The sequence below is a fragment of the Neoalteromonas arenosi genome (assembly GCF_030362855.1).
Lineage (GTDB): Bacteria > Pseudomonadota > Gammaproteobacteria > Enterobacterales > Alteromonadaceae > Alteromonas_E > Alteromonas_E arenosi.
In genome coordinates, this window is record NZ_JAUCBP010000007.1 from 97129 (window position 1) to 120076 (window position 22948).

Sequence of the window (22948 nt, forward strand, 5' to 3'; positions counted from 1 at the left end):
AGGTAATTTTCATGTGTGGTATTGTTGGAATTGTTGGTAAGGCCGGTGTAGCACAGTCGCTGTATGACGGATTAACGGTGCTACAACACCGCGGTCAGGATGCAGCCGGTATCATGACTATTGACAATAATATGTTCAACTTGCGCAAAGCTAACGGGCTGGTGCGCGACGTATTCCATACGCGCCATATGAAACGCCTGACTGGTAATATGGGAATAGGTCACTGTCGTTACCCCACCGCTGGAACTTCAAGCTCTGCAGAAGCACAACCGTTTTATGTAAATTCACCGTTTGGGATAGCCTTTGCTCACAACGGTAATTTGACCAACGCGGTAGAGCTGCAGCAAGAAGTTTCGCGGATTGCCAGACGCCATATTAATACCACATCAGACTCTGAACTACTTCTCAATATATTGGCTCATGAACTGCAAAATTGCACGGAAAGCACATTAACACCTGAGCAGGTGTTTCAAGTGGTTGCGCGCACTCATAAGAAAATACGCGGGGCTTATGCGGTGGTGGCTGCGATTATCGGGCACGGTATTCTAGCTTTCCGTGACCCATACGGTATTCGTCCATTAGCGTTGGGTAAACGCACAACTGAATTGGGTGACGAGTATATGGTTGCCTCTGAAAGTGTTGCACTGGATGCGGTAGGGTTCAAATTTGTTCGTGATGTAGCACCAGGTGAAGCCGTGTATATTACTGAGCAAGGCCAGCTCTTCACGCAGCAGTGCTCAGAAACTCCGACTATGTCACCGTGCATTTTTGAGTTCGTTTATTTTGCGCGCCCTGACTCATTTATCGATGGCATATCCGTTTACGCATCCCGCGTGAATATGGGTAAAAAGCTCGGTGAGAAAATCAAACGTGAATGGGCGGATAAGGACATTGATGTTGTGATCCCTATTCCGGAAACGTCGATGGATGTGGCTTTACAAATAGCGAATACTTTGGAGCTGCCTTATCGACAAGGTTTTGTAAAGAACCGCTATATTGGCCGAACCTTCATCATGCCCGGCCAGACGATGCGTAAGAAGTCCGTACGTCGCAAATTGAATGCTATATCTTCCGAGTTCAAAGGCAAAAATGTTTTATTAGTTGACGATAGTATTGTGCGTGGAACTACGTCAGGCCAGATTATTGAAATGGCACGAGAATCCGGTGCTAAGAAAGTGTATTTTGCGTCTGCTGCTCCAGAGATTCGCTTCCCTAACGTGTATGGGATTGATATGCCTTCGGCCAATGAGCTAGTCGCATATGGGCGTGAAATAGATCAAATCAGTGATTTAATCCAAGCCGATGGATTGATTTTCCAAGACTTAAGCGATTTGGTTGAAGCTGTTCGCGAAGAGAATGAACAGATTGCACGCTTTGAAACATCCGTATTCGATGGCGATTATATTACGGGTGACATTGACCAATCTTATCTCGAAGGTATCGATGCCGCTCGAGGGGAAAAGGCAAAGAAAGCCCCAGTGGTGCAAGCGGAGTTGAGTAATCTCGACTTACATAACTTTGACCAGTAGCCTGCCCCAAAAAAAAGCCAGCAATCGCTGGCTTTTTACTTTCAACATGGCGGCTTGTATTGGTTAGTGCGTGTACACAGGCCCAATACCAGCGCTCCATAACATCACAGTGGTTACCATTAAGATGACCAGTAACACCAGGCCGCACGTCACCACTGAACTCGAATATATAAACCCTTTTTCTTCTGGGATATGCATCATAATCGGTACGCCGGAATACAGCAAATAGACCGAATAAGACAATCCCACTAAGCCGACAGCCATAATAAACCACAGTACCGGATAAAATGCCGCAAAACCGACCATAAACAATGGTGTAGCGGTATATGCCGCTAATTCTAGCGATTGGGTGTAGGTTGGATTAGAATCGAACGCTTTAGCTAATTCGTGGGCTAGGATTGCCAGAGCAACGACACCTGCTATCAGGCCAAAATACATAGCGATGCTCATCATGAGTGCGCTTTCATGGGTTAGGCGAATAACGTCACCTACACCAATGCTCCATCCCAATTGGGCAGCAGAATAATATCCCATCACTGCCGGGATTAGTGCAATTAAACAAATGTGACTCAACGCGTAAAAGTAACTCTCATGGCGTTCGTCAATGCTGTGCCATTCTTCTTTTGGGTGCGCATATATTCCCCATAGGTGATTCAAAATCATAATTTTATCTCCAACTAACGACTGTTTAGGTCGAACGCTTTATTATTGGTTGATTTTTGATCGTATATGTAAAATTAAAATTAAATATTTACAAATATTTAACAGTCATTTTGCGTGATGGACAAAAAACCGTCAAGACTTTAGCTATTTATTTGTGCTATTCAGATAGTTAGCTACATTCACTTTAGTGATGAGCATATTTGTTTTATGAATGATTCAAGGCTATTTATTCTTGCGATTGGTCAGGTGCGGACGAATAAACTCAGTAACAACCTGCTTGGGTGAGCGGTCTACGTAGAACAATCCCCAATGTTTTTCTGCGCCGTTTAGTTTGTTTGGATCGCCTTTCCACGGCTCATCAAAAGCCTCAAAAAATAACACTGTCGTATTGCTGGTTGTGGCCCAATGGAGTAGCTGTTGATAGTAAGTTGTTTGATTGCTAGGGTTTGCTTGAACACTAAACTCATTCGCGGTTGTTGCCCAACCGGCTTCTAAGATCACGATAGGCTTATTGGGAATAGCACGATGCACTTTTTCTATATTGGCGACGGTGTAAGCCAATGATTCTTCAATCGTCTTGCCTTCCCATATGGGATAGGTATGGACACCGATAAAATCGAGTTCTTGCGCAAGTTCATAACCCGATTCTGCCCACCACTCGTAGTTGTCTGCAACCGTTACGGCAACATCGGTTTGTTGTTTAACCATCCTTACATAGTCAATGACAGCGTCTACGCTCACCATATGATCGTTCCACTCCACTAATGCTTCGTTACCCACGTTAACCGCAACAATGATATCTGGATACTGTTTCACCAGAGCTATGGCTTTTTGTGTTTCTGCCACATTGAGGCGTTGATTAGCGTTTAGTTGAGCAACTGGAATAGGCTCATCTAACCATGGGCAACCTTCGTGATTACTGATTTCTGCACGTAACCATATCCCTTGCACCACTTTAATCGGCAATTTGTGTTTTGCGATAAGACGCAACGTTGCCTGTGAATTTTCATCTGTGTCGTAAAGTCGAATAAGATTAAAGCCATGGTCGACAAGTATTTGAAGGTCTTCTAAAACTTCGGCTTCAGAAGGGTTGACGGCCCCATTACCGCGGTCAGGATGTTGTCCTTCTCGAAACCCGCTGTATGCGACCCCCATGACTTCACCAGCGACCAGGCTGTCTGCTGACTGTTGATAACCTGCTGCTCTAGGGATCGTTATCCATAGGACAACCAGTGTGATTACAAAAATGCGTAAGAGTAACATTTACCGGATTGAGTTTGAGAAGCCATACCACTAAATAAACCGTTATCCTGATAATCTGTACAGTGACCTGCGATGAAATGGGTTGTTTTAGCGTTGTTGCGGATTGCAGGGGGGATAAGACGGCGTTATGCACCGTCTTGTAGGTAATCTTTGATCACATTGCGATAATTGCGACTGACCTTGATTTTGTGATGCTCACCGAGGATTAGAAAAAACTCTCCCTTGGTATGCGGTACCACTTTTTCAATATAGTTTAGATTAACGATAGTCGAACGATGGACCCGCTTAAACAGTGTTGGATCTAATTCATTGAGAAGCTCTTTTAATGTGGTGCGCTTGATATGGGTTTCACCATTAGCATGTACACATACATAATCGCCTGCAGCTTCTAACCATGCTATATCCGGCTGATTGAGTAAGGTGATTTCTTCTCGATCGCGGATAACAATTTTACGTTTTTCATTAAAGCTAACGTTTTCGGTATCCGCTTGATGCGCGTTCATTGAATTAATGGCATTGAGAATGCCGGACTTAAACTGTCCGTTTTCTTCTTTGTCGAGTCTCTCTATAGCGCGTTCTATAGCGCGGTCGATGCGCTCTTGATCAATGGGCTTCAAAATATAATCGACCGCATGTAAGTCAAATGCATTGATGGCATATTGCTCAAACGCAGTGGTAAACACAATCAGCGGCATTTCGTCAGATTGTAATTGCTGAACTACGTCTAAGCCATCCAGTCCAGGCATCTGTATATCCAAAAACATCAAATCTGCGCGGTGGCTGAGTGCGGCATCTATTGCCTCACGACCATTTCGACATTGACAGACAATTTCAATGTTTGGGTTTTTACTTAGCTTTGACTTTAACAAACCCAGCGCAAGTGGTTCGTCATCGACAATAATTGTTTTTATAGTAGTCATTAAAATTATTATTCCACAGAAGCCGTTGCTTCAATAGGTTCAAAAGGCACGCGAATTGTGGTTTTTAGACCACCATTTTCAGATGTCGACAAATCGAAACTAAAAGCCGTACCGTAAAGTACTTTAAGTCGCTCGTCAGTGTTTTTCAATCCAACACCTCTGCCAATTACACTTTGCAGTTTACTTTTACCAATTTTAATCCCAGGGCCGGTATCAGCAATATCAATCACTAGTTGCTCATTGACAATATGCGCACCGATAGAAATCGTACCGCCGTCTTCACACTTGGCAATCGCGTGCTTCATTGAGTTCTCGATAATTGGCTGCAATAACAAGCTAGGTAATTGCGCCTGTTTAGCTGCGGGCTCGATATCAATATTGAGTTTTAATCGGTCTTCAAATCGAATTTTCTCAATATCTAGATACAGGTTCAATGCGTTGATTTCATTTTCTAAGGTTATTTTCGAATTGGGTATATTGTCGAGTGAGTGACGTAAAAATTGACTCAGTTTAACTGACATAATTTGTGCCTTTTCACTTTCTTCACATTCGATCAGCGCATTTATTGCATTTAGTGTATTGCACAAAAAATGAGGATTGAGCTGGTAGCGCAACATCTTCATCTGTGCATCACGAGCCGTGGCTTGCGCGTGCATTCGCTTTAACTGCTGATTTCTAGCTTCTGCCTCAGCCCGCAACATAATGCGGTGTTCTCGTTGCAACAAATCGTAATACTGCACACCGAAAAACAGTGACGCCCAACTAATAAATATAAATATTCCGCTAAAATACCAACCGCCAAACTCGCTCCAAATATGTTCTTCACCAGTCATGGTTTCAAACAAATACATACGCAGCACAGTCCAAAGTGAAGAAACGGCTACGACTAGTCCAATACTTATAAGCGCTTTGAATATTAGCGAGCGATGCCACGTGAACAGTAAAATACGTTCCATGACAACAGTTAAGATGAGACCTAATATTGATTGCGAAAGGATAGGTGCGATATAGGTCCATGACGGCTGGCTGTACCAAAGCGTCAGGGTAAAAAAGCTAACGACGCATAAAAATGCCCAAAATGCCAATTGCCAGTAAACGAAAGGGGCATTGGGTTCGGGGTAGTCTTGAGGATTAAAATCGTAACTGCTTGAACTCATAATAATCGTGACATCAGACAGAAAATCAAAGTATTACACAGTTTAAATAGCATTACAGTTTTTTAACATCTACTGACTTGGGTATCTGGTAGGGGGCTTGATGCGGGAAGCAATACGGTCGAGATAAATAAAAAAAGGGCTCCATCGGAGCCCCTTAGCAATGATAATTACGCGGGCTGATATAAGTCAGCACGACTCAGAACAACCTCTATCTGACTGATCTCACCGGTACGATGAAACAGAATACGACTGTCATCTTGGTCTAAAGAGCTTCCCGAGATAGTGCGTTGGCTGCCATCGTGTAGGTGAATGTGTGTTTTTCCAGCTGAGCTATCATCTAAGGTGAAGATAATAGGCACCTGACACCAAGTGAAACCCAACTGATTTGCTGCAAGTTCAATGCTTTGCCACTGGTTTTGCAAATCTAGGTAACGGAATGGTGTTGGCTCTTGTGTAAACTCAACTTCGCGCAGTAAGAACGGCTGAAAATTCACTTTACCGGAGTCAACCCAACAACCAAGTTCACCCATTCGCGTAATCACTTCTTCTTTCACTTGACCTGTCATGCCAGGTTGCTGAGCGCCCGCATGTTTAGGGGTATGAGAGTAGGGATCCGCCGGGAAAGCCCCGTATTCGGATGGCGATTTATTAAAGCCGATTCCTTCGCGTACATCATAGTAGCGTGCAATTAGACGCTGCGTGACAGACTCGTCTTCACCGCTACGGAAACTGTCAACCGCTACTTCTTGCACAGCCAGAAGCAGTTTAGAAACCATATGCCAGTATATACAGCCGAGCCCCTCAAAACCGAACATACCGCCTGAGCGCCCGGTGAAGGCACTGTGATTAAATACGCTTTCATAGACTTCAAGTAGGTTTTGAAGTGAAGACTCTGTCGCTAAGTTTGGATAGTCTTCGGTTAACTCTGGCCACACAGCTTTGATTGCATTGGCATTAGTTAAAGCACTATTGAACCGGTAGTCGCCGCGTAAATCGCGTTTTACTAATCGGTTGTCACCGCGAGCTTGCATTTCCACTACTAACGGATCCTCATCGACTAAGCCACTGGGGATTGTGTTCTTATCGAGGAAGCGCTGTTGCGTCCGATCGGGATAAAGCATAAAGGTTTTTTGGTCGGGACGATAAATGTCGCTAGCAAATAATTGGTCGATGATTTCTATCGATTGCTGCGCAGATAGCGCTCCAGAACTTAGGGCTGCAACTTGTCCTTCCAGCATATCGTACAAATGACCGACGCTGAGTGATTGCTGATCAATACGCAGGATATTGTAAGCGTGATAAAGACCTGAATCGCTTAAGTTTGCATGAACACTTCGCAATATCAGTTGCTTGGCTGGGGCTAACAGCGACAATATCTTACTGGTTTCGACTGAGACTTGAGTGAAATCTCCGTTGTGCTGGTACATATTGGCGCGGTACTCAGTGGCTAGTTCACCCAACGCTTTCAGTGTGTCGAAACGGACTGCATTGATATCTTGCTGTGCGTTGAGTTGCTCAGCCGCCTGGGACAAAATTTCGGTGGTCTGTGTCAGCCAATTAGCAACTTCAGTGGTAAGCGTAAACTCACTGTGAGTAGTCTGAATACCGGAGAACAACGACTCCATAAAGTCAATGTAACGGTTCATGTAGTAAAGCGTTACCATTGATAGACCTTGGCCAACCAATGCATTGTTTGCGTCGTTCCACTCAGGCCGTTGCGTATTCAGCCAAATGCCGCCATCAATTACTAAGTTGCTCAATTTGGTGAGAAGTGGCACCAATAACTTTTCGGTTAACGTAACGCGGTAAACGTCGTGCTCACTGGTCAACACTAGCTTGCCATCAGCTCCTATGGTTGCCACGCGTTGCTCTATTTCGCTTGCTAATTCATTATCATAGAGGACCGTTGCCTTAGGGTCTTTGACCATTTCGGCATAGGGTTTCAGTCGATAAGGTACATTGGCATAACTAAATGCTTGCTGCGTTAACAACTGCTTCAGCTTACTGGGGTCAAACTTGTTCGAAGACTCAAGTAATTTAAGTAAATAGATAATTTGGTGGTCACCCCAGTAACCGATGTAACTCCAAGGGTCATCGGGTTCTTCAACTTCCCAATCAATCCCTTGCTTGGTAATGCGATAGGGGTTGTAGCCATCTACCGTAGAAGCGTTGACGAACTTTGCAATCACCGACTCGATGAATGATGGATAACTTAGAGTCAGTGCTTCCCAGTTTTGGAAAATATCACGCCAATTGCCCTGGTAGGACAACAGTGGTTGATTATTACTATCTTTAAGCTCGATCGCAAACTGGTTCCATGGACGGCTTGGATCACCGTGGCGTCGACCAAAGGTGATCGGTAAGTATTCATAAATCAACCGACTTAACTGCATGTCTTGCTCTTGTTCAGCAAATTGCAGTAAATCTTCAAATTCAATCCACTCGGGAAGTAAACGAATGGCTTCCGCATGGGCGGCGTAAACCTTAGCATTGAAATGTTTAATTGTTTGCAGCAGGTCGCGCCGCGAAATCTGGTACTGATTGGCAAAAATACCGCCACGTAGTACGTTAAACAGTGTATTTGCATAGTGATGTAATGAAACATCTGGCTGACCGGTAGCTTGAAAGCCATCTGCACGAGCCATGATTCTGGCGAGATTATCGCTGCCTGCCTGAATAGATTCAGTCAGCTTTTGCGCTAACGCATCAATATTCGTCAGCTCGGATTGTAGCGCAATGACCGCTGCTTGGTCTTTTTCCAAGTCAGCTACTATCGTCCAATCAGCCTTTTCGCCTGCTGCTAAGCTTACTGCAGCATTAATCAAATAATGGCTGCGAACTCCACGACTGGTATTTTTAGATGCTGCCGTTTGACCAGTTTTAAACGCATCAATACTGGCGTTATCCAAGTGAACTTTGGCGTCAGCCAAACCAAAGTGGAATACGGTATTTGCGTGTAACGCTTCAACGGGCTCAGCACGGTCGGTAATTGCAGAATAGAGTGTGTAAAGCGCCAGACCATTCGACTCATCTAACTCAGTCCACTTATATGCATCAACCAAGTTACTTGATTGTGCCTGCGTAAAACGCGGCGTGCCCGCTGGTAAGATATTCTGTAATCCGTCGATGAATTCAACGGTTTGTGAAGCTGATGCTGTGTTGGTCAGCTGTGCTTCTCTGACAATGCCAAACTCACCGGAGAATCGCCAGGTATACTGAAATTTTAAGTTCAAATCGTAATTGATTTCTTCAAAACACAATGCATTTCCAAGTGTGTTTTTATATAGGTTGCGCTCGATGCTATAGCGGTCGTCATGCTCTGCGTTATACGGTTCCCAGTAACGCACTTGATTGTCTGTAGTCACTCGGAAAATAGATTTCGGCCCGGTATGGGGGGAGCTTTCGTAAACTTTATCGACGGTAACATAAGGGAATAAGGCTGTATCAGGTGATACTCGGCCTGTTGTCAATCCACCGGTTGAACCGGCGAACAACCAATGATCTTGATCAGAAACGACACTGACAAAAAAAGCCGGCATCTGATCAACGTTTTTGATTTGATAAAATGTTTCACCACCCATTTCAATGTAGGCGCCTTCAACGCCCTTTAGCGCGGATGAGTGTGTGTGAGTATTCATACTGTTCATAATTTAATTCTCGTTAAACAAGTATTTTTTTATTATTTTTATCATTAAAAAAATCGCATCTCGTGCGCTAATCGGTGCAAACTAATCATTTGGAACGTTAATACAACACAAACGAGGTAAGGTGGACTTCAATCACGACCAGCAGGGTTTACGAAATCACCTGTCTCATTTACGTTATTTTTACAATCTTTAGAGCATAAACCAATCTCGGAAGATAATAGTCCACTTTATCGCGCCTATAGTCCCTTCTGGATGAAATGGCGCCTAAGCAGTTAACAACTGTGTTACATCTACGCTCATAATTCCGATTTTAATTTGCGTGTTAGACAAGTAGGGGCGGTGACCTGACCCGACGCCGTTCTTAAGCGCAACTATGAGAGTGTAAATGACCACCACTAGCCCGTTAAACGAGCCAGAATTGCAACGTGCCAAAGACTTGCTAGACCAAATGTCCGTAACGCAAAAGTTGGGACAAATGCATCAAGTCAATGGCGCCGGTGGTGTTGTAACAGAACAACTTGCACACGATGTCCGCATGGGTAACGTCGGTTCTGTGATAAACGAGGTCGATGCCGAAGTTATCGCACAATTGCAGAGCATTGCGGTAAATGAAAGCCCACATGGCATCCCGCTGTTGATTGGACGGGACGTTATTCATGGGTTTAAGACCGTTTTTCCACTACCTATCGGACTGGCCTCGACCTGGTGTGATGAAACCATCGAGCGCAGCGCTCGACTCAGTGCGATTGAAGCCTCTGCGGTGGGCATAAATTGGACATTCTCGCCGATGATAGATGTATCGCGCGACCCACGGTGGGGGCGTATTGCCGAGTCTTTTGGTGAAGATCCCTTACTCAACGCTCGCATGGGAGCGGCAATGGTACGTGGCTATCAAACGGAAGATCCTAGTCAGACAACGGCAATAGCCGCCTGCGCAAAGCACTTCGCAGCCTATGGAGCCAGTGAAAGTGGCCGAGATTACAACACGACTAATGTCAGTGAGCACGAATTACGACACGTATACTTGCCGCCGTTCAAAGCGGCATGCGAGGCTGGCGTACTTTCGGTAATGACATCGTTTAGCGACTTAAATGGTGTACCGGTTAGTGGCAACGAGTGGTTATTGACTGATGTGTTGCGCCATGAGTGGCGATTTAATGGTGTTGTGGTAAGTGATTGGGGCTCTGTGCAACAGTTGACCGTTCACGGCGTTGCTGAAAATGATAAAGCCGCGGCGGAGCAAGCGATTAACGCCGGTGTTGAAATTGAGATGGTCAGTGGCACGTTTATCAATCACGCAGAAGCTTTGTTACACAGCGGTGTAATTACAATCGAAAAATTAGACGCTGCCGTGTTAAACATTTTGGCGATGAAGATTAGATTGGGGCTATTCGAGCAGCATTATCTTCAAGGCGCCACTTCACCTTATAACAGCGAAGAGCATACTAAAGAGGCCTATGAAGCGGCGGTAAAGTCTTGTGTCTTACTCAAAAACAACGGTACATCACTGCCCATTGCTTGCGATCAAAGAATCGCTCTACTCGGTCCATTAGCTGATGATGGTTATGAGCAATTAGGTACCTGGGTTTTTGATGGTGATGTGAGTATCAGTCAGACCGTACTCGATGGTTTCAGGCAGCGTCGTGTAGAAGTGAACTACTTGCCGGTGTTTGCTAGTACTCGTGACCATGATAACAGTCGTATCCCTCTGGCTTGTGACGCGGCAGCGGCCGCAGATGCAGTCGTTTTGTGTTTAGGCGAAGAAGCGATTCTCTCTGGCGAAGCACATTGCCGAGCAGAGCTCGACTTACCCGGCGCACAAGAAGAGTTAATTCGAGCGGTGAGCCGGACGTTACGAGGGCGTAATGTACCTATTATATTGGTGGTGCTAGCTGGTCGGCCACTTGCACTTGAGTGCATTGAACCTTTTGTTGACGCTATCCTTTATGCATGGCACCCGGGCTCCATGGCGGGGCCTGCAATCGCTGATCTTGTGCTAGGGGAACGAACGCCCTCAGGGAAGTTGCCAGTTAGCTTTGTGCGCAAGGTTGGGCAAATCCCCCTTTATTACGGCCAAAAACCAACCGGTAGGCCAGTGACGCACGATAATTATGTCCATATGGACCAATTCCCGATGCGTGCAGAGCAAACATCACTAGGTATGGCGGCATCGCATATTGACACACACTTTACACCGATGTATCCGTTCGGGTATGGCTTGTCTTACACTCAGTTTGAATACCGCAATCTCCAACTAAGTAGCCATGAGGTTAGTGCCACAGAGCGATTAGACGTAACTGTAGAAGTTGTCAACTGTGGCAAAATAGATGCAGACGAAGTGGTGCAACTTTACATCCGCGATAAAGTTTCGAGTGTTTCGCGTCCTGTTCGAGAACTTAAAGGTTATCAAAGGATTAGCATTCCAGCGGGCCAGTCACGCCTAGTCTCTTTTTCACTCAGTCGAGCAGATTTAGGTTTTTATAATCAGCGCAGTCAATATGTGGTTGAGACAGGCACATTTACCCTATGGATTGGCGGTGATAGCACGTGTGACTTATCAGCTGAGTTTAATTGGATCAGTCAATAAATGAATGATACGCAATATTCTCTTTATCAAAAGCGCGCACGGCAGATGCTGCGTCGTATGTCTTTGTTAGAGAAAATTGGTCAAATGACGCTGGTTGATCAATCCATGTGCGAACCGAATGATGTCGCCAATCATGCGTTTGGTGGCGTTATGAGCAGTGCTGGGAGTTGCCCAGGGAATAATCGTGCTAGCGATTGGCGACAGCGTATCGATGCGTTTTGGCATGCCGCAAAAAATCGCAAAGACAATGCTATTCCCATTTTATATGGATTGGATGCAATCCACGGTAACTCGAATGTATCTGGCGCAACAGTATTCCCACATAACATCGGGCTCGGGGCAACCCATAGTCGTAGGGCGGTTGAAAAGGTCGCGCAAATTACGGGGGATGAAATCAGAGCCATTGGCGCTGATTGGATATTTGGTCCAAATCTCGCTATCGCGCAACACTATCATTGGGGGCGCACGTATGAGAGTTTTTCCGCAGACCCAAAACAGGTTGCTGATTTTGCTCAACACTACATTACAGCCTTAAATGCAGACCGACTGGAATACCCAATATTGACCTGCGCTAAACACTGGATTGGTGATGGCGCTACTGAACACGGCGTCGAGCAGGGGGATACACGAATATCTGAGCGTGCACTAGAGCAACATATTTTGCCCTTTGAACGCGCAATTAAACACGGTGCGATGAGTGTCATGGTATCGTTTAGCAGTTGGAACGGTGATAAGTGCCATAGCCATAAATACCTGATCACTGAGCGTCTTAAGAAACAACTTGGGTTTAAGGGGTTGGTGCTCTCAGATATGCAGGGCATTAGTTATGTCAACGACGACTACTACACTGCGATTGAGCAAAGTGTTAATGCTGGGATAGATATGTTCATGATCCCCTCGAACTGGGCGCAGTTTATTGATCTGCTTGCTCGCCACGTTGAGCTGGGCAGCGTAGCGATAAGTCGCATTAATGATGCTGTCGAAAGGATTTTGATCGCCAAACAATCGATTGGACTGTTTGAGCAAAAAGCGCCCAGTGAACGCAGTCAACCTTATCACAACTTGTTGGGAACGCTCGAACACCGAACGGTGGCCCGAAATATCGCTGCGCAGAGCTGCGTTTTAGTAAAAAATGATAACAATATTCTACCCTTGGATTGTACTCAGAAGGTCTTGGTTACCGGCAAAAACTGTGACCATGCAGGGCGTCAATGCGGTGGTTTTACTATTGAGTGGCAAGGCGCTGGTGCGCGAATGGACGGGGCGACAACTATTTGGCAAGGATTAAAACAACAGTTTCCCGATGCAAAAAAAATCTTACCCAGTCGGATCCGACAAAGTAATTTAAGCGAATTTGATGTGGCTGTAGTCGTTATCGGGGAGCGTTCATATGCTGAGGGTTTGGGCGACATACGTTCATCAGATCGTTTGCTAGTGCAATCTAGCTTAGGGATTGATGGCAATGTAGCTATCCACAAGCCCTATGGGAAAAGTGCTGCATTACAGGTGTTGCATCCAGAGGACATTGCATTGCTAAATGCGCTGCGTGAACACAAAATACCTATTGTTACCGTCCTGCTGAACGGTCGCCCCTTGATAGTGGAAGATGAAATTAACTTGTCAGATGCTTTCGTAATCGCTTGGCTCCCCGGATCTGAGGGGGAATGTATTGCCGATTTACTCGCAGGTGAAGTTAACTTCACCGGGCGTTTAGCATTTAGTTGGCCAGTATTGGCTAAGTCCCACGACACAAGCCAAGTGCCACTGATTAATCGCATGCCGTATGCGCAAGCGTGGCCACCGGGCTTCGGTTTTTCCTATACTGAACCGAACAGCCAAGGCATACTGCAACACACTAATGAAACGAGTGCGCGTACGCACTTTAAGCCCAATTAAAATAACAATAAGGACCATTCATGTTCGCCAACAAAACCGTCTTGTATTACACCTTAATCGTATCGATGGGGGGCTTTATTTTTGGCTTTGATGCATCGGTAATTTCTGGCGCTGTAGGGTTTGTAACGACCGAGTTCTCATTGACTGCATGGCAGCAAGGATTTGTGGTCAGCTCGCCAACGCTTGGCGGTATTATCGCCACGATAACGGCTGGCGCAATATGTGACGCTTTTGGACGCCGAAAAACACTCATAATTATCGCTTTTTTATATCTAATTTCGGCACTTGCATCAGCGCTAGCAGTTGATTATTGGATGTTAATTATTGCCCGATTTATTGGCGGTATGGCATTTTGTTCGTTGATGATTGCTCCGATATATATCGCAGAAATCAGTCCAGCCGAACACCGTGGCAAGATGGTTTCAGTCAATCAATTCAATATCGTTTTGGGGTTTTCTGTTTCCTATTTCAGTAATTTTTATTTCTTGCAGTTGAGTCAAAGTGATTTAGCTTGGGTGGTGCAATTGGGCATTGAAGATAATGTTTGGCGCTGGATGCTGGGGATGGAAATTATCCCAGCGTTATTGTGGTTTGTTTTACTGTTTACTATTCCACGCAGTCCCCGCTGGTTAATCATGAAAGGCTATGAACAGGAAGCGGACTCAGTACTGCGCAAAATCTTTGATAGCCATCAGGTTGTACAACAAATCGAATCCATTAAGGCGTCAATGAGCGAGCAAAAATCAACCCTCACGAATGGTTTGAAATTGCTGTTTAGCAATCGCATGAAGTGGCCTATTTTTATTGGGCTTATTGTTGGTATCGCGCAACAAATTACCGGTATTAATGTGATCTTCTTCTACGCCCCCACAATTTTCGAACAGAGTGGCGTCGGCACTAATGCTGCCTTTATGCAGGCTGTGTTTATTGGCGTGGTAAATGTTATTTTCACTATCGTAGCGATGATCACAATTGATAAATTTGGACGCAAACCTTTACTCATTATAGGCTTAAGTGGTGTCATTTTATCGATGTCAATTTGTGCCTACGGTTTTAAACAAGCGAGCTATATTTTGACGCCAGAGCAGGTCGTTCAATTAGCTGCCGAGCATGACGACTTGAAGGTTGAACAATTTACGCATATGCAGGGGCAAACCTTCAACTCTGACGTGGAATTCAAGCAGGCATTACAGCAAAATATTAACGAGCAAACCTACAACAAGCATCAAGGTCAGCTATTGGAGCAAGCAACGAACATCAACGCTACATTGATTTTAGTTGGGATCATCGGGTTCGTAGCTTCATTTGCGATGTCACTCGGCCCTGTAATGTGGGTCATGTTTTCAGAAATCTTTCCCAATCAGATCCGCGGTCTTGCTATTTCTCTAGTAGGCGTAGTGAACAGTGCGGTGAGCTTTTTGGTGCAACTGGTATTTCCATGGGAGTTAGCTACCTTGGGTGCGGCAATGACGTTCCTAATCTACGGAATATGCGCTGCCATTGGTCTCGTATTGGTTATGCGGTTCTTGCCCGAAACCAAAGGCAAATCACTTGAGGAAGTTGAGCGCAGCTTTGCTCGTATATAAAGTCAGCAAATCTCTGTCATTACGCAGTTGTCCGACAACGGACAATTGCGTTAATCTTGATCCCACAAACATAAACCAATAGCTAGTAAGGGAATTATGCCCAAGTTCGTGAGGTTCTTGGTAGTGTTCGCCACCGCTTCATGTTGGACACTTAGTAGTAGCGCGGCCGAACAAGATGCATATATTATCGGCGTAAACGACGTTTACGCTGACTCGCAAAGCCGCGCCATCATACAGCGGCTATTTGACGATATGTATGCGCCACTGAGAATTACCCCTGAACTGCGCTTTTATCCATCGCGTCGCGGCCTGCAACTGGCCGATAGGTTAGAAACTGATGCTGAAGCAGGACGCGTCTTACAAGTTGCTGAGCAATACCCAAATCTAGTCGTTGTGCCTGCCGCAATGTTACACCATCCAATCCACTTCTTTTGTATCGATGCAAATCGTTGTAACCGTTCACAAGAACATTTATTTGCCATTGTAGGCGGCTTTCAGGCAGGAAAAGCCTATTGTGATAAGTTTGGCTTGGACTGTTTTTTTGACCAAAGCCTGACGTTTTTGAAAACCGCGTTAACCAATGGTGCAGTCGACGTTTTAGTCGGTAGCCCACCAACAATCTTGAACTTATTTTGCCAAAGTGCATTGGAACAAGTTTACGTTCGGCGAGAATCGGAAATGGAAATTATCAGTTATCACCTAGTCAATCGACTGCACAATGATAAAGTACCTGCGCTTCAGGCTTCCATCGAGCGCATGCACCGTGAAGGTGGGTTCGACGAGTTTAAGCGCCATATTAATCAACTACCCGTTAACTGTGGTATCGAAATAGTCGAATTGAAAAGATTATAAGCCTCAGAGGATAGAGGACATTCTAAGGAGTTAGTAAGCGTGAAAAACAATAAAAGACCATTAATCTCTGGTTTAACCCTATTAGCCATAGCTGTAAGTAGCGGTCTGGCCGTAGCGCAAGATGCACCGATAGTGCAACCTGGAGCGCCGGGACAAGAAACACGAGATTTGAGCGCTGAGCAAGCGATTCAACTGAGTAAAACGCGCTATACCCTAGCCGACGTCAGCTTTATGCAAAACATGATACCGCACCATGCTCAAGCGGTAGAAATGGCAGAACTGGTTGCCGAGCGCACCAATAACGAAAAAATTATTGATATTGCTGGCCGGATTCAAAAATCCCAGACTGACGAAATTGGATTTATGCGCGACTGGTTACAAGAGCGCGGTGAAGCGATTGAATCACCTCATCACATGCACATGGATCATGCCATGATGGGGATGGCGACAGCTGCACAAATGCAGCAATTAGCTGAATCAACAGGCGTAGACTTTGATCGTCAGTTTCTCGACTTAATGATACCGCATCACGAGGGCGCGGTGCGTATGGTCAATGATTTGTTGAGTAAAGACGGTTCCGCTTATGACCCGTTGTTGTATGATTTTGTGAATGATATTGTCAATGATCAGAACGCAGAGATTACCCGCATGAATGAGATGTTGGCGGGTTTGTCTGGCGATCCGCGCGTGGGGTTAGTAGCCGGCTTACACGACGCCGGCTCTGCAATCATGAATTTAACATTGACGCATTCGCTGCCCAAGCCGAGAGGATTTTTCGACCCAGAAAATCCAGCTAATCTACCGCCAGTCAAGCCAACGGAAGAGAGCGATGAAGCTAGTAATGAATCTCGTGACGAAGATTTAGAAGGCGGTGACGTTAAAACCGAATGGGGAGAGCGCTGGCCACTATTGAGTTTTTGGAATACGGATATGGCATTTGCTAACGATGTGCTAGTGGCTGGTAATTATCACGGTTTCAATGTGTACAAAATCAGTAATGACGCAGCGCCACAACTTATGAGCTCGATTGTTTGCCCAGGTGGTCAAGGCGATGTGTCGATCGTAGGAGATTTACTCATCATGTCGGTGGAGCAAACCCGAGGTCGCATTGATTGTGGGTTACAAGGTGTAGATGAAGATGTGAGTGACGAACGTTTCCGCGGTTTACGCATTTTCGATATCTCTGATCTTACGCGTCCACAACAAGTGGGGCTGGTGCAAACCTGTCGCGGCTCTCACACCCATTCAATTGTATCCGCCGATGATGAGCGCGTTGTGGTGTATAACTCCGGGACGGCCGGTGTGCGCGATGAAGAGGAGTTAGCCGGTTGCGTAGGCGATGTACCTGGCGATGAGCGCACGGCATTGTTCAGAATCGATGTTATTGAAATACCAATTGATAATCCCGCCGCGGCTAAGATCACGTCAAGTCCAGCAGTATTTGCTGATCCGGAAGGGCGCGTTGCTGGGTTGTGGCTTGGAGGTGATCATGGTGACGATACTCAAACCACGCGTCGTACTGATCAGTGCCACGACATAACCATATTCCCAAGCGCCAATTTGGCGGCAGGCGCGTGCTCTGGAAATGGCATTATCTTGGATATCAGCGACCCGCTCAATCCACAAAGAATTGACGAAGTTACGGATCCTGGATTTGCGTATTGGCATTCAGCAACCTTCAACAATGACGGTACGAAAGTGTTGTTTACGGATGAATGGGGCGGCGGTATTCAACCGCGTTGTCGCGCATCGGATCCCAAATCGTGGGGCGCTAATGCTATTTATGAGATTGTTGATGGCAAGCTCGAATTCCAAAGCTACTATAAAATCGATGCGCCACAATCTGAACAGGAAAACTGCGTCGCCCATAACGGCTCAATCATTCCGGTTCCCGGTCGCGACATTTTTGCTCAAGCGTGGTACCAAGGTGGTTTATCAGTGATTGACTTCACGGCTACAGAGCCGGTTGAAATCGCGTATTTTGACCGTGGCCCAATCCACGAAGAGCGCCGGGTCGTTGCCGGTTATTGGTCGACGTACTGGTATAATGGAAAAATTTACGGTACCGAAATTATTCGTGGTTTAGATGTGTTTGATTTACAGCCAAGTGAGTACTTGAGCGCGAATGAAATAGCTGCCGCAAAACTGGCAGATATGGGCGATGTATTCAACCCACAACAACAATTGCCAGTCACTTGGCCTGACGTACCCGTTGTGGCTTTGGCATACCTTGACCAGTTAGAACGTCACGGTTTGTTTGCCAACGGTCAACGCGATGAGATTGACGCTTTGTTATCTCAAGCAGATGAAGTTTTGCAGCGCGGTGAAGGCAATCTTAGTTTGTCGCGCAAGTTAGCTACAGTCACGGCGACGCTTACTGCAACGCAAACTGACACAGCGGCGCAATCGATTATTCGTCAACTTGAGAAGACACTCATTGGAATTATGAGTAAGCTAGAAGCCTAACCCTTTTAGCGCAGTACAGGGATGTAAATATGTTAACGCTTCAACAGCAACGACACTTCGAGTCAAAAGGCTACGTGGTGCTTGAGCAATTGTTTAGCGATGCACAGATGGCAGCACTAAAAAGTGCTGCTATGGACATCGTAGATCAGTTTGACCCGGACTCAACGCGGGCAATCTTTTCGACGCATTCGGAATTTACCGATCGCGACCAGTACTTCCTAACGTCAGACGATAAAGTGCGCTGCTTTTTCGAAGAAGATGCTTTTGCACCTGATGGCACCCTGACGCAAGCAAAGCATTTGAGTATTAACAAAATTGCCCACGCGCTGCATGTGCACGACCCAGTGTTCAAGGCATTCAGTACCGCCGACTTGATTGCTGACATAGCAAAGGATGTAGGCGTTGTTGAACCAGAAATTCGCCAATCCATGTACATTTTCAAGCAACCCAAAATCGGTGGAGAAATCCGCTGGCATCAAGATGCGACGTATTTTTATACTGCCCCAATTTCTGTCGTTACTTTTTGGTTTGCTATTGAAGATGCAACCCTGCATAACGGTTGTTTGCAAGTGGCTGCGTCTGGTGCCAATTTTCCGTTGAAAGAGCAGTTCACACGCGATGAAAATGACCATACCGAGCTCCATACATTGCACAGTCAACCTTGGCCAAGTGACGAGGAAGCGGTGGCGTTAGAAGTCAAGGCTGGCTCACTGGTAGTGTTCAATGGTTTATTGCCCCATTTCAGTGCCGCGAATCAGTCTGACCATTCAAGGCATGCATTTACATTGCATATCACCTCGGGCACGAGTCAGTATGATCCGCGAAACTGGTTGCGCGCAGCGCCAGTAAAACTCGATTAATTTTTGCCAGCCACAAACTAATAAATTTGCTACACTAGCGCGGTTTTTCACTAGTAATAAGGTATTGCGTTTTGAACGCGCTGTTACAACCCATTCACGACTTTTTACACTGCGAGACACCTGATGCATGGATTGAGGCAGCAACGCAGCCTGAAAACCTACCTGTGCTGTTGGTGGATCATGCCAATTGTGAATTGAAAGCTGCGCAAACAGCTATGCTGTTGTTACGCCGTTATGCAGTGGATAAGAGTAGCGGTGAGGCACTGCTAGAGTGGCTAAAGCCGTTTGAAGATTTCGTGTATCGCAAAATTGGAACAGGGGATTTTAGCGCTCACGTCAACTTATCTAAGAAGTTGATTAGTAAATCTGATTTTGTCCATGGCGATGAGTTGATTGACAAAATGGTGCTGTTGATTAAAGAGGAATTACATCACTTCCAGCAGGTTCTTGAAATCATGCAAGCACGGGATATTCCCTATACAACCTTGAATGCTGCGAGGTATGCTCGCGGTTTGATGCAACACGTGCGTACCCATGAACCTGCCAAGCTAATCGATACACTGATATGCGGTGCATACATCGAGGCGCGCTCGTGTGAACGCTTTGCAAAATTAGCCCCATTTTTAGATGCAGAGCTAGAAAAATTTTACGTGTCTTTATTGCGCTCTGAAGCACGTCATTTTCAAGACTATTTAACTTTGGCTGAAAAGATTGAAGGCGGCGATATTTCGGCTCGTGTACAGTTTTTCGGTCAGAAAGAGTCAGCACTTATCGAAGCGAATGACGGGCAGTTTCGCTTTCACAGCGGTACACCTGAGTGCACAATGGCGACCGCCTAAGCAGTACCATGGCTTGTAATTTTGACTCTTGTATTTAGCTGTTACTTAGTCGTTTTAAAAAACTCACTAGTTGCATCATCTGCAGGGAAAAAAGTTTCTACCTTTAGCTCAGAAGCGGTAACGTCTAACGCCGTCCCAAAAGACGAAATCATGCTGAACATTTTCAGCTCCACATCACCGAGTTGTAAATTCAAGCTCATAACTGGCGCGACTGTTGCTGAGATATCTGCGGCTGTATAGTCTTGTGCGTTGGCTAGCTGTTGTGCTTCTTCTAATAAGTTAACTAGAAATGTGTTTTGCGGATCATCACTGACTTCACGTTGTAATCGCAATAAAAGGGGATTCGCGATTTCAGTCCAGTTTGATATGAAGGGCCGCAAACCTTTGTCACTAAAGGTCAAGCGATAGATATTGAGTTTACCGTCATCTAACAGGCTGGGATCAGGCTCACCAATAATGCTGATCAACTTATTACTGGCTTGATTGGCCATGTAGAGATTCCAGCGTCTATCGACTACAACGGCAGGAAAGGGCATATGGTGCTCTAGCGTCATATGCAATGCATTTTGCACAGTGATCATCGTGGCGTCATCAAGGGCGCGTTCTTTATAAATAGCGCCAAAGCCCGCACTGTTGAGCATTTGATTGCGGTCACGAAGTGGCATTTTAAGCGCTTCAGCTAAATCAATAATGGTATCTTTACCAGGACGAGAGCGGCCAGACTCCAAGAAACTTAGATGACGCTGGGATATACCGGCTTCCAGTGATAAGTCTAGCTGCGAATATTTACGGACTTTACGCCAGCGTTTTAATGTGGTTGAAAACGGCGAGTCGCTCATGAGTTGATCTTAAATGATTTTTTAACGGCTAATAATTTATCCTAACCGTAAATTGCGACAATTACCTAACAGGTAATTGCTGTAACTATCTTCGCTTCTACAATGTGACCAAACATTTAGGAGAAAACTATGAACGTACGTCTTATTCTACTACTGGTTACTTTGGCTTTGTTTGGTGCTTACTCTGGTTGGTTACTGCTAGATGTGGGTTATATAGCCATTTGGCAGGCAGGCTTTGCTAACCCATCAAGTCTGCAAATCCTAATAGATTTGGTGATTGCTTGTTTGATCATCACAAGCTGGATGATTGGCGATGCAAAAGCGCGGGGTATAACGGTGTGGCCTTGGATCGTTGCAGTCCTGACCACAGGGACGCTGGCGATATTGGTTTACTTAGTGGTACGTGAATTAGCGAAAAAGCCAAAGTTACAAACGGCTTAAACACCTATAAAAAAGCTCTGGCAATGCCAGAGCGATTTGTATTTTTCTGTATGGCGTTGGTATTGTTAATGGTTAACTACTGTACTATTGCCTAAATTGTATGTTTTCAAGGGTTAGCCCCTCCGGTGTAGCCACTAACATACTGCCTTGTTCATACCAATCACCTAACACGATGCGAGTTGCTGGCTTGCCGTTGGCTTCCAAATGGTGCATATCAGGGCGATGGGTATGACCGTGGATCATTTGCTGAACATTGTGATTTTCTAATGCTTCAATGACCGCCTGAGGTGTCACATCCATAATATCAGCGGCGAGTTGCATCTTATTCGACTCACTATTTTTGCGGCCCCGTGTAGCCAGATAACGGCGCAAGCTTAACGGCAGCGCTTTAACCATGGTTTGCCACCAACGAGAGCGCGATTTGCGGCGAAACTTCATATAGGCAATGTCGTCAGTGCACAATTCATCGCCGTGCAGCAATAGGGTAGGCGTACCGTAGAGGTCGATAACGGTTTGCTCGTTGAGGATTGTAAAGCCCGCTTTGTTTGCGTAACGCTGCCCGAGCATGAAATCCCGATTGCCGTGAATAAAAAAGACCGGGGTATGTTCAGCAACTTGTTTAAAAACAGCTGCAATGTGCTGATTAAAGGGCGAATTATTGTCATCGCCATACCAAACTTCAAATAAGTCTCCCAATACGTACAAAGCTTCGGCATGGGGGGCTTTTTCGCGCATGAACACTTCAAAACAGCGCGTTATTGCAGGAAAATCTTCGCCGAGGTGAAGATCAGAAATAAAATAGGTAACAGACATAAAATATCGGCGGAAGGCACAAAGGCCCTCCGTTCAGTGTGCGGCTCGGCTTAAGCGACCGAAACCTTTTCAATAATAATAGGTACGGTTGGCACGTCAGCATGCATCCCGTGGTTGCCGGTTTTGACACCAGAGATTTTATCCAGCACGTCTAAACCTTCAACGACTTCGCCAAACACACAGTAACCCCAGCCACTGGGTGTTGGGCTTTTAAAATCCAAGAAATCATTGTCAGCGGTATTGATGAAAAATTGTGACGTGGCACTATGAGGATCGTTAGTGCGTGCCATTGCGATGGTTCCGCGCTTGTTCGCGACACCATTATCAGCTTCATTTTCAATCGGTGCGTTGGTGTCTTTTTGTGTCATATCAGCTTCAAAACCACCACCTTGGATCATAAAGTTAGGGATCACACGGTGAAAGATAGTTAAATCGAAGAAACCACTGTCGACATAGGCTAAAAAGTTTTCGACAGTTTTAGGTGCTTTATCAGCAAAAAGTTCTAGCTTGATATCACCCATTGTTGTTTGGATAGTGACCATTAAAGTTGTCCTCAAATTCAAAGTAGGCGCAGTGTAACAGCAAACGCA

Annotated in this window: 17 protein-coding genes; 9 read left to right on the forward strand and 8 right to left on the reverse strand. The window is 45.6% G+C overall.

Going from position 1 to position 22948, the window contains the following annotated elements:
• The first annotated feature begins 11 nt into the window (after positions 1-11).
• Positions 12-1529, forward strand: a complete 1518-nt coding sequence (purF, locus tag QTP81_RS06980) for an amidophosphoribosyltransferase (RefSeq protein ID WP_289364639.1) — start codon at positions 12-14, stop codon at positions 1527-1529.
• Positions 1530-1592: 63 nt separating this feature from the next.
• Here the strand turns inward: purF and QTP81_RS06985 are convergent, their stop codons facing one another.
• The 5 genes from QTP81_RS06985 to QTP81_RS07005 form a co-directional block, all read right to left on the reverse strand.
• On the reverse strand, positions 1593-2192 hold the full coding sequence (locus tag QTP81_RS06985; RefSeq protein ID WP_289364640.1) for a Yip1 family protein: 600 nt from the start codon (positions 2190-2192) through the stop codon (positions 1593-1595).
• A 222-nt stretch (positions 2193-2414) separates the two neighbouring features.
• A complete protein-coding gene (locus tag QTP81_RS06990; protein ID WP_289364641.1) occupies positions 2415-3455 on the reverse strand; it encodes a glycosyl hydrolase 53 family protein in 1041 nt (346 codons plus the stop codon).
• A gap of 125 nt (positions 3456-3580) precedes the next feature.
• On the reverse strand, positions 3581-4375 hold the full coding sequence (locus QTP81_RS06995) for a LytR/AlgR family response regulator transcription factor (protein ID WP_289364642.1): 795 nt from the start codon (positions 4373-4375) through the stop codon (positions 3581-3583).
• Positions 4376-4383: 8 nt separating this feature from the next.
• Positions 4384-5532, reverse strand: coding sequence for a sensor histidine kinase (locus QTP81_RS07000; RefSeq protein WP_289364643.1), 1149 nt, complete (start codon positions 5530-5532; stop codon positions 4384-4386).
• Between the two features lie 167 nt (positions 5533-5699).
• Positions 5700-9179 (reverse strand): 1,3-beta-D-glucan phosphorylase, GH149 family, encoded by a 3480-nt coding sequence (locus tag QTP81_RS07005; protein ID WP_491712951.1) that lies wholly within the window; start codon positions 9177-9179, stop codon positions 5700-5702.
• Positions 9180-9564: 385 nt separating this feature from the next.
• Between QTP81_RS07005 and QTP81_RS07010 the strand changes: the two genes are divergently transcribed.
• From QTP81_RS07010 to miaE, 7 genes are all read left to right on the forward strand, one after another.
• Positions 9565-11766, forward strand: coding sequence for a glycoside hydrolase family 3 N-terminal domain-containing protein (locus tag QTP81_RS07010; RefSeq protein ID WP_289364645.1), 2202 nt, complete (start codon positions 9565-9567; stop codon positions 11764-11766).
• The gene (locus QTP81_RS07015; RefSeq protein ID WP_289364646.1) at positions 11767-13662 is read left to right on the forward strand and encodes a glycoside hydrolase family 3 protein; all 1896 of its coding nucleotides are present in this window, start codon (positions 11767-11769) and stop codon (positions 13660-13662) included.
• A 20-nt stretch (positions 13663-13682) separates the two neighbouring features.
• A complete protein-coding gene (locus QTP81_RS07020) occupies positions 13683-15248 on the forward strand; it encodes a sugar porter family MFS transporter (RefSeq protein WP_289364647.1) in 1566 nt (521 codons plus the stop codon).
• 96 nt (positions 15249-15344) lie between these two features.
• Complete coding sequence (locus QTP81_RS07025) at positions 15345-16100, forward strand: hypothetical protein (RefSeq protein WP_289364648.1); 756 nt, start codon at positions 15345-15347, stop codon at positions 16098-16100.
• Between the two features lie 39 nt (positions 16101-16139).
• Entirely contained in the window at positions 16140-18566 is a 2427-nt protein-coding gene (locus tag QTP81_RS07030; RefSeq protein WP_289364649.1) for a DUF305 domain-containing protein, read from the forward strand.
• Positions 18567-18595: 29 nt separating this feature from the next.
• On the forward strand, positions 18596-19426 hold the full coding sequence (locus tag QTP81_RS07035) for a phytanoyl-CoA dioxygenase family protein (protein ID WP_289364650.1): 831 nt from the start codon (positions 18596-18598) through the stop codon (positions 19424-19426).
• 71 nt (positions 19427-19497) lie between these two features.
• Complete coding sequence (gene miaE, locus QTP81_RS07040) at positions 19498-20265, forward strand: tRNA isopentenyl-2-thiomethyl-A-37 hydroxylase MiaE (RefSeq protein ID WP_289364651.1); 768 nt, start codon at positions 19498-19500, stop codon at positions 20263-20265.
• A gap of 41 nt (positions 20266-20306) precedes the next feature.
• Here miaE and QTP81_RS07045 read toward each other — a convergent pair whose 3' ends face one another.
• The gene (locus tag QTP81_RS07045) at positions 20307-21104 is read right to left on the reverse strand and encodes a helix-turn-helix domain-containing protein (protein WP_289364652.1); all 798 of its coding nucleotides are present in this window, start codon (positions 21102-21104) and stop codon (positions 20307-20309) included.
• 129 nt (positions 21105-21233) lie between these two features.
• Here QTP81_RS07045 and QTP81_RS07050 point away from each other — a divergent pair, with 129 nt between their 5' ends.
• Positions 21234-21545 carry a DUF2834 domain-containing protein gene (locus QTP81_RS07050; RefSeq protein ID WP_289364653.1) on the forward strand — a complete coding sequence of 104 codons (312 nt, stop codon included), beginning with the start codon at positions 21234-21236 and terminating at the stop codon, positions 21543-21545.
• Positions 21546-21629: 84 nt separating this feature from the next.
• Here QTP81_RS07050 and QTP81_RS07055 read toward each other — a convergent pair whose 3' ends face one another.
• Both QTP81_RS07055 and QTP81_RS07060 read right to left on the reverse strand, forming a co-directional pair.
• Positions 21630-22358 (reverse strand): UDP-2,3-diacylglucosamine diphosphatase, encoded by a 729-nt coding sequence (locus tag QTP81_RS07055; RefSeq protein ID WP_289364654.1) that lies wholly within the window; start codon positions 22356-22358, stop codon positions 21630-21632.
• 50 nt (positions 22359-22408) lie between these two features.
• Positions 22409-22900, reverse strand: coding sequence for a peptidylprolyl isomerase (locus tag QTP81_RS07060; protein ID WP_289364655.1), 492 nt, complete (start codon positions 22898-22900; stop codon positions 22409-22411).
• Positions 22901-22948: the final 48 nt, after the last annotated feature.

Coding starts and splice junctions, on each gene's coding strand:
- purF (WP_289364639.1), top strand. CDS start 12: ATGTGTGGTATTGTTGGAATTGTTGGTAAGGCCGGTGTAGCACAGTCG.
- QTP81_RS07035 (WP_289364650.1), top strand. CDS start 18,596: ATGTTAACGCTTCAACAGCAACGACACTTCGAGTCAAAAGGCTACGTG.
- QTP81_RS06990 (WP_289364641.1), bottom strand. CDS start 3,455: ATGTTACTCTTACGCATTTTTGTAATCACACTGGTTGTCCTATGGATA.
- QTP81_RS07025 (WP_289364648.1), top strand. CDS start 15,345: ATGCCCAAGTTCGTGAGGTTCTTGGTAGTGTTCGCCACCGCTTCATGT.
- QTP81_RS07050 (WP_289364653.1), top strand. CDS start 21,234: ATGAACGTACGTCTTATTCTACTACTGGTTACTTTGGCTTTGTTTGGT.
- QTP81_RS07055 (WP_289364654.1), bottom strand. CDS start 22,358: ATGTCTGTTACCTATTTTATTTCTGATCTTCACCTCGGCGAAGATTTT.
- QTP81_RS07005 (WP_491712951.1), bottom strand. CDS start 9,179: ATGAACAGTATGAATACTCACACACACTCATCCGCGCTAAAGGGCGTT.
- QTP81_RS07010 (WP_289364645.1), top strand. CDS start 9,565: ATGACCACCACTAGCCCGTTAAACGAGCCAGAATTGCAACGTGCCAAA.
- QTP81_RS07060 (WP_289364655.1), bottom strand. CDS start 22,900: ATGGTCACTATCCAAACAACAATGGGTGATATCAAGCTAGAACTTTTT.
- QTP81_RS07045 (WP_289364652.1), bottom strand. CDS start 21,104: ATGAGCGACTCGCCGTTTTCAACCACATTAAAACGCTGGCGTAAAGTC.
- QTP81_RS07000 (WP_289364643.1), bottom strand. CDS start 5,532: ATGAGTTCAAGCAGTTACGATTTTAATCCTCAAGACTACCCCGAACCC.
- QTP81_RS07020 (WP_289364647.1), top strand. CDS start 13,683: ATGTTCGCCAACAAAACCGTCTTGTATTACACCTTAATCGTATCGATG.
- QTP81_RS06985 (WP_289364640.1), bottom strand. CDS start 2,192: ATGATTTTGAATCACCTATGGGGAATATATGCGCACCCAAAAGAAGAA.
- QTP81_RS07015 (WP_289364646.1), top strand. CDS start 11,767: ATGAATGATACGCAATATTCTCTTTATCAAAAGCGCGCACGGCAGATG.
- QTP81_RS06995 (WP_289364642.1), bottom strand. CDS start 4,375: ATGACTACTATAAAAACAATTATTGTCGATGACGAACCACTTGCGCTG.